Source organism: Herbaspirillum sp. AP02, assembly GCF_015767275.1.
Lineage (GTDB): Bacteria > Pseudomonadota > Gammaproteobacteria > Burkholderiales > Burkholderiaceae_D > Herbaspirillum.
Genome location: NZ_JADWMY010000003.1, coordinates 386,994 through 393,449 on the forward strand (window position 1 = coordinate 386,994; position 6,456 = coordinate 393,449).

Consider the following 6,456-nt stretch of genomic DNA (forward strand, 5'->3'; position numbering starts at 1 on the left):
CGGAGTATCCTTTGAAAAGTTAATTGCATTTAATCTTGGGATTGATAAAAAATGCGCATCAATATCGAGACCTCCGAATTACAGGCTTTCATCGCCGTGGCGCGCCAATCCAGCTTCCGGGCGGCGGCCGAGGGCCTGTTCATCACCCAGCCGGCGCTGAGCCGGCGCATCGAGAACCTGGAACAGGCGCTGCAGGAACGCCTGTTCGACCGCACCACTCGGCGCGTTTCCCTGACCCCGGCGGGCGAGCTGTTCCTGGTGCATGCCCAGGCGGTGATGGAAGAACTGGAACTGGCCGTCAAGAGTGTGGAGCAGGGCATGGCGCAACGCCGCCAGCATGTGACGGTGGCCTGCGTGCCTTCGGTGGCCAACAACCTGCTGCCGCTGGTATTGAAGCCCTATGCGCGCAGCCATCCCAATGTGCGGGTGCGCATCATCGACGAGAGCGCGGCTGACGTACTGGAGAGCGTGCGCAAGGGCGAGGCGGACTTCGGCGTGAACTTCATCGGCGCACAGGAGGCTGAGATCGATTTCGAGGAGCTGACCCGCGAGCGCTACCTGGCGGTCATGCCGGCCCATCATCCACTGGCAGTGCATGCCACCCTGAACTGGAAATCGCTGGCCGGGGAAAAGCTGGTCTCGGTCTCGTCCAGCAGCGGCAACCGCAGCCTGATCGACAATGCCTTCGCCCGCGTACCGCAGCGCCCGGTGATCCAGTACGAGACCAACCACGTGGCCGGCGCCATCAGCCTGGTCGCCGCCGGCCTGGGCGTAGCCCTGCTGCCGGAGCTGGCGCTGCGTAACGCCCCCTACAAGGGCATCGTGGCGCGCCCGGTAACCAGCCCGGTCCTCAGCCGCGCCATGGGCCTGATCAGTTTGAAGGGACGGGTACTCAACCCGGCCGCAGCGACGCTGGCCCAGGCGTTGCGCGATGCGATCATGACCAAGGGCAAGAGATCGTCAGCGCGGGAAGACTGACCCTGGCCGGACTGCCTATTTTTTGTGCGGTTTATTGGGAGGGCAGGCGGGGACGCCGCTTGCGCATCGGGGAAATGGGTTATCCACAAATTTATGCACATAAATCGTGGATAAGTTTCCTGTAATGACGGGGTTTCTGGCGGTGTTGCGTAAATTGTTTGCAAAAACGCGGCCCATAAAAAAAGGCCCTCGCTGGGGAGGGCCTTTTTGGGGTGTTCTTGTCTGGTTCGGGGGCGGGTTTTCCTGCCTGGCAGGGCTGCCGAATTCCGAAGAGGGGCGATTATATAGGCTCTGCCAAAAAAATGAAACTGCTCTTGGTAGAAAAAAGATCGGTTTGTTGGCGGGCGGTGCGGAGGCATTGATCCGGGGGATTTTTCACGGGTTCCCGGGAGGATTGGTGCGAGGAAACCGGTTTATCTGAACGGGAGCCGGCCTTGTAGAGAATCCATCCCCGACCATGCGCGCAGTTGACCTCCCGGTAACGACTGTCTGTCGTCAGACTGGCTTCATTTCTTTCCCGGTAATAATCCGGCAGAGAGATAACTGCGAATGAGCTGGTCATACACCGAAACATCGCTTCGGCTCCGGGCGATCAATTGGGCGCCTGCGATTGCCGAAAAAATGGCTTCTGCGCGGCTGCCGCATTCCTTGGCAGGTATCGCGGCCTGACTGACAAGCATACGTTTCAACCACGCGACATTGACCTCGGCGAATTTTCGCACCTCACTCTTGATCTCTTCGGGAAGATCGTCCATTTCGGCTGCCAGGAAACTACACAGGCAGATGCGATTGTCCCGGTCAAGGGCAGTACGGAAGGTGTCGGGATATCTGCGCAGGCATTCCAGCGGGGAGCCTGCGGTTTCTTCTATCGTCCGTAGCGTCGCCTCGGAATCTTCCCAGTAGCGCCTGGCTACTGCAGCGCCAAGCGCCGCCTTGCTGGCGAAATGATGATAGACGCTGGCCGCCTTGATACCGACGGCGCTAGCCAGATCGCGAACGTTCAGCCCATTGTAGCCATGCGCCTGCGCAATCCTCGTGGCCTCCACAAGGATCTTTTCCCTTGAGTTGGCTCCTGCTTCGATTTTCACTGTGGCTCCTTGCAAAAAAAGCGTTGACACGCCGGAGTATAACGCAATATCGTTAACCTATCGAACGTTAGGTAGGTTTCGATCAGGTCTTTTTTCTTTTCATTGATTCCAGGAGCAGGCAATGACATCCACCCCGACACACGCTGAGCCCAATAGCTCTCCCTCCATGACGATCTACGACTTCCCCGTAGGTCCTTACCCGACACGCGTTCGCATCGCCATCGCAGAAAAGGGGCTGCAAGATAAGGTCCAGTTCAAGATGGTCGATCTGTACAAGGGCGAGCACAAGACGCCGGAATTCATCGCGCAAAAGAATTACTCGGGCACGCTGCCCGTCCTGGAGCTGGCAGATGGCACGCTCATCGCGGAATGCACTGCCATCACGCAGTATCTCGATACGCTGGACGGTTCGCCCAGCCTGACAGGCAATACGCCACTGGAGCAGGGATTGATCCACATGATGAGCAAGCGGGTGGAGATCGAAGTGCTGGACGCCATCAGCGTCTATTTCCACCACGGCACACCCGGCCTGGGGCCGTTGGTGGAGCTGTATCAAAATCCGGAGTGGGGATTCCGTCAACGTGACAAGGCGATCCGGGGTATGCATTACCTTGACAAGGTGCTGCAGCGACACGCGTACGTTGCGGGAGAGAGTTTTTCGATGGCCGACATCACCCTCATTGGCGGCCTGGTATTTGCCGCCATCGTGAAGCTGGAGATTCCAGCGGAATGCAGAGCGCTTCTTTCCTGGTACGAGAGAATGAAAGGACGCAAGAGCGTAGCGAATCAGCCGGCGTTTGCTGGTTAGGCAGACTGTTCGGGTGTTGGGATGGAGAGAGGGAGGGCGTCCATTCATCTATCTCCTGCCCAGTGCAGCAGCAGTATCGGGCAATGATCGAACAGCAGTGGCGACGTATCGCAAGCAAAACGATCAAGATGGATGTCGGCATCGCGCCACGAAAAGTAGGACTCGGCCGGGGCATCGTGATCACCGATACGCGCATATTCAGGGAGTAAGACCTGATACCGCTTCCAGTAATCATCGGTGCTGTAGCTGGATGGATGCATGCGTGTTGTGGGCGGCCTGCATCATGGGGATGACGGGCCGCCTTTCAAAGGTCCGCCAATATGACACCGGGCGCAAGAACTCCGGTTTGCGGACGTCTCCCGCTGGCCGATAGCAGATGGTCGCGGGCAGGCCACGCGGTCGACTGAGCCTCAGGAGTCAGCTCGTCGTTGTTGCCGGTACCGGCCTGAACATTTATTCATTTTTCGATTAGATATTGTTCATGTTTGCAGGATTCCGCCAAAAATTGGTGAGATCTAATATGCGTTCCAAGCAAGGCATTCAGCCTGGAGACCTGACGAAGAGACGTCATTGCCAGCCGATGCATTGCGATCCAGCGCATCGATATTCATCCAAAGGAACGCATCATGAAACTCAGCAACAAAGTGGCATTTATCACCGGTGGCACCTCAGGCATCGGCCTGGAAACCGCAAAACTGTTCCAGGCGGAAGGGGCCAGCATCGTGTTGGTCGGTTCGAACGCCGAACGTCTGGCCGAAGCGGGCAAGGCGCTCCATGGCAAGGCTGTGTTGATCCAGGCCGATATCCGCAAGGTGTCCGACATCGAACGTGCGGTAGAAGAGACCCGTCGCAAGTTCGGCAAGATCGACGTGGTGTTTGCCAACGCCGGCGCCAGCACGGTCGCCCCTCTCGACGCGGTCACCGAGGACTACATCAACGACAACATCGCGTTGAACTTCACCGGTACCTTCTTCACGATCCAGAAAACCACCGCCCTGATGAGTGCGGGCGGTAGCGTGATCGTCACGACTTCTTTCCTCAACACCATCGGCTATCCTGGTCTGTCCATCCTGGCAGCGACCAAGGCGGCGACGCGCTCCCTGGTGCGCACCCTGGGTGCTGAACTGGCATCGCGCGGTATTCGCGTGAATGCCGTCAGCCCCGGCGCGATCGCCACGCCCTTCTACAGCAAGATCGGCCTGCCTGACGACGTGCTGGCCCAGGTCGCTGCGAGCATCACCGACAAGGTTCCTCTCAAACGGTTCGGCCAAGCGGAGGAACTCGCCAAGACGGCATTGTTCCTGGCCAGCAATGATTCGTCGTATACCACCGGTACCGAACTGGTGGTCGATGGCGGACTGACCCAGTTCTGAGGCGCGGAAACGATTCGCCGCCCTGCGGAGCAGCCCTGGTCCTGGCGGATCGGGGCTGGGATCATTGGGGGCCGTCAAGAGTAGAATTGCTTTTTCATATTTTTCTCAGAGTGCCACTTGGACAGACTAGAAGCCATGGCAATGCTGGTGGCGGCGGTGGAGGAGGGCAGCCTGTCGGCCGCTGCCAGAAAACTGAATATTCCAGTTGCCACGCTCACCCGGAACGTCAATGACCTGGAAAGCGCGCTGGGTACGCGCTTGCTCGTCAGGACGACGCGCAAGCTCGCGTTGACGGATGCGGGGGATGAATACGTGGTGGTGGCCAAACGTATCCTCGAGGAAGTGGATGAACTGGAGAGACGCGCCGCCGGCGAATTCACGACACCGCGAGGGGAGTTGGTGGTGGCTTCCCCGGTACAGGTCGCGCGTCTGAGAGTGCTGCCGGTCATCAATCAGTTTCTGGCGCTGCACCCCGAGATTCGCATTCGCTTGATACAGTCTGACAGGGTCATTGACCTGGTCGATGAGCGAGCCGACGTCGCAATCCGTGTTGGCCGGCTGCGTGACAGCAGTTTGATCGCAACCAGGGTCGGGACATTGCGGGTGGTGACGGTGGCGAGTCCCGCTTTCCTGCAAAAGTATGGTCGCCCGCAGACGCCCGACGACTTGCGCAATTTGCCTTGTGTCGTCTTCGACAGTCCCAGTCTTTCGCCCTGGCGTTATCTCTGTCGTCATACGGGACAGGCCTTTACGGTTGCCGATACGCCGCGACTGCTCGTTTCGTCCCCGGACGCCGCAGTCGATGCCGCGATTGACAGCATTGGTGTGACATTTGTTCTCGAGCACGATGTGCACGACGCAATCATCGCGGGAAAGCTGCAAACCATCTTGCAAGCGTTCGAGATTGAACCGATCCCGATCCATGTGGTTTATCTCTCCAGAGAGGGGATCCCTGCCAAGCTACGGCGATTCATTGATTATGCCGTGCCACAGCTGCGCAAATTGCTTGCGGAATTCGGACGCATTCCTGCTGAGTAAGTCCCTTGGGACCCTGACCATCATCCAATATGGCAGCTGCGCAGATCGCGCCGGCTGTGCTTGTCTATTGCCGCGTTCTGTCATCACGTTTGGTGTTCCTCCCTTCTGCCAGCAGGCGCTCGGCCCGGACAGGCTTTGATTGGCGCAGCGTCAACGCGCCTTATGGTTCGCCTTGCCTAGTCATTTCTTGATCAGATGTTTGTCGGGTTTGCGTCATTCCGCTTCGAATTTGTCAGGCGCATGATTGATCTCAGGTGAAACGATCCGCCTACCCAAATGGCCGAATCGGTTTGCTGATGGAGAAAACCCCGATTCGCATTTTTGCTTGCCGATTTTCTCGGCCGCTCAAACTAATCCATGTGAGATAAATGAAATGAAGCTCGTGAACAAAGTTGTACGTAACCCTGGTCTCCAGCCTGATGCTGGTGCGCCTTATGCGAAAGTTTACCTAGGGAAGTCGGCGCTCGCTGTCATGGTGGCCGTCATCGGACTGATGTCTCAGGAACAGGCTCAGGCGCAGGTATCGATCAGCGGCGCGAGGCTGCCTCTGAACGCGGCCGTTATTGCCGCGCAGACGGCCGTGGAGACCTGCAAAGCCAATGGCTATGACGTCACCGCGACGGTCGTTGACGTATCGGGGACTCCGCAGGTTGTTCTGCGTGGCGACCATGCGGTGATCCACACCAGGGACAGCAGTTTCCGCAAAGCCTATACGGTAGTGACCATGGGGCCGATCTTCCATGTCGATACGACCAGTGGCTATATCGGTGTCCTGTCGAAGTATCCGCCGCTGCTCGCTCAGTCGCTGGCCAGCACTCCGAATGTCACGGCCTTGCCTGGCGGAGTGGCGTTCAAGGTGGGCGACGAGACGATCGCCGGGCTCGGTGTGGGCGGCTCGCCGGGTGGTGACAAGGATGAAGTGTGTGCCCAGGCCGGTGTGGCAAAGGTGGCGGAGCTTCTGAAGAAATAAAGCGGCACCGTAGCGTGGCCAATACCTCCTGTTATTGATTGCCACGCTACCTGGCGACGTGACCTATGACTGACTGTTGAATTGCATCGAAAACTGACCCACTTAAGCCAGAAATTTGCATCCTAAGTTGACCCATGTTTAGACCACAATCCTGCTCAAGACAGCGAGCGGGAGAACGGAGTGATAAACGTGGCCCTACTT

The 6,456-nt window shown here is 58.0% G+C and carries 7 protein-coding genes; 5 read left to right on the top strand and 2 right to left on the bottom strand.

All coding sequences use genetic code 11. The annotated features are described in order from the left end of the window. Window positions 1–51: 51 nt before the first annotated feature. The gene (locus I5R65_RS10195) at window positions 52–978 is read left to right on the top strand and encodes a LysR family transcriptional regulator (RefSeq protein ID WP_180670747.1); all 927 of its coding nucleotides are present in this window, start codon (window positions 52–54) and stop codon (window positions 976–978) included. A gap of 506 nt (window positions 979–1,484) precedes the next feature. Here I5R65_RS10195 and I5R65_RS10200 read toward each other — a convergent pair. Beyond that, window positions 1,485–2,066, bottom strand: a complete 582-nt coding sequence (locus I5R65_RS10200) for a TetR/AcrR family transcriptional regulator (protein WP_180670748.1) — start codon at window positions 2,064–2,066, stop codon at window positions 1,485–1,487. A gap of 121 nt (window positions 2,067–2,187) precedes the next feature. On the opposite strand from I5R65_RS10200, the gene I5R65_RS10205 reads away from it, so the two are divergent. Then, window positions 2,188–2,874 (top strand): glutathione S-transferase, encoded by a 687-nt coding sequence (locus I5R65_RS10205; protein WP_231395136.1) that lies wholly within the window; start codon window positions 2,188–2,190, stop codon window positions 2,872–2,874. Window positions 2,875–2,918: 44 nt separating this feature from the next. On the opposite strand, the gene I5R65_RS10210 is transcribed toward I5R65_RS10205, so the two are convergent. Then, window positions 2,919–3,134 (bottom strand): hypothetical protein, encoded by a 216-nt coding sequence (locus I5R65_RS10210; RefSeq protein WP_180670750.1) that lies wholly within the window; start codon window positions 3,132–3,134, stop codon window positions 2,919–2,921. 366 nt (window positions 3,135–3,500) lie between these two features. Here I5R65_RS10210 and I5R65_RS10215 point away from each other — a divergent pair, with 366 nt between their 5' ends. The 3 genes from I5R65_RS10215 to I5R65_RS10225 all read left to right on the top strand — a co-directional run bounded on the left by I5R65_RS10215 (window position 3,501) and on the right by I5R65_RS10225 (window position 6,255). After that, complete coding sequence (locus I5R65_RS10215) at window positions 3,501–4,247, top strand: SDR family oxidoreductase (RefSeq protein WP_102661359.1); 747 nt, start codon at window positions 3,501–3,503, stop codon at window positions 4,245–4,247. A gap of 135 nt (window positions 4,248–4,382) precedes the next feature. Beyond that, on the top strand, window positions 4,383–5,285 hold the full coding sequence (locus I5R65_RS10220) for a LysR family transcriptional regulator (protein ID WP_180670757.1): 903 nt from the start codon (window positions 4,383–4,385) through the stop codon (window positions 5,283–5,285). Between the two features lie 373 nt (window positions 5,286–5,658). Continuing rightward, complete coding sequence (locus tag I5R65_RS10225) at window positions 5,659–6,255, top strand: heme-binding protein (RefSeq protein WP_231395137.1); 597 nt, start codon at window positions 5,659–5,661, stop codon at window positions 6,253–6,255. Window positions 6,256–6,456: the final 201 nt, after the last annotated feature.

What these genes read in the sequence shown, in the direction of transcription:
- I5R65_RS10205 (WP_231395136.1), top strand. Translation starts at nt 2,188, where the DNA reads ATGACATCCACCCCGACACACGCTGAGCCCAATAGCTCTCCCTCCATG.
- I5R65_RS10215 (WP_102661359.1), top strand. Translation starts at nt 3,501, where the DNA reads ATGAAACTCAGCAACAAAGTGGCATTTATCACCGGTGGCACCTCAGGC.
- I5R65_RS10210 (WP_180670750.1), bottom strand. Translation starts at nt 3,134, where the DNA reads ATGCATCCATCCAGCTACAGCACCGATGATTACTGGAAGCGGTATCAG.
- I5R65_RS10225 (WP_231395137.1), top strand. Translation starts at nt 5,659, where the DNA reads ATGAAGCTCGTGAACAAAGTTGTACGTAACCCTGGTCTCCAGCCTGAT.
- I5R65_RS10220 (WP_180670757.1), top strand. Translation starts at nt 4,383, where the DNA reads ATGGCAATGCTGGTGGCGGCGGTGGAGGAGGGCAGCCTGTCGGCCGCT.
- I5R65_RS10195 (WP_180670747.1), top strand. Translation starts at nt 52, where the DNA reads ATGCGCATCAATATCGAGACCTCCGAATTACAGGCTTTCATCGCCGTG.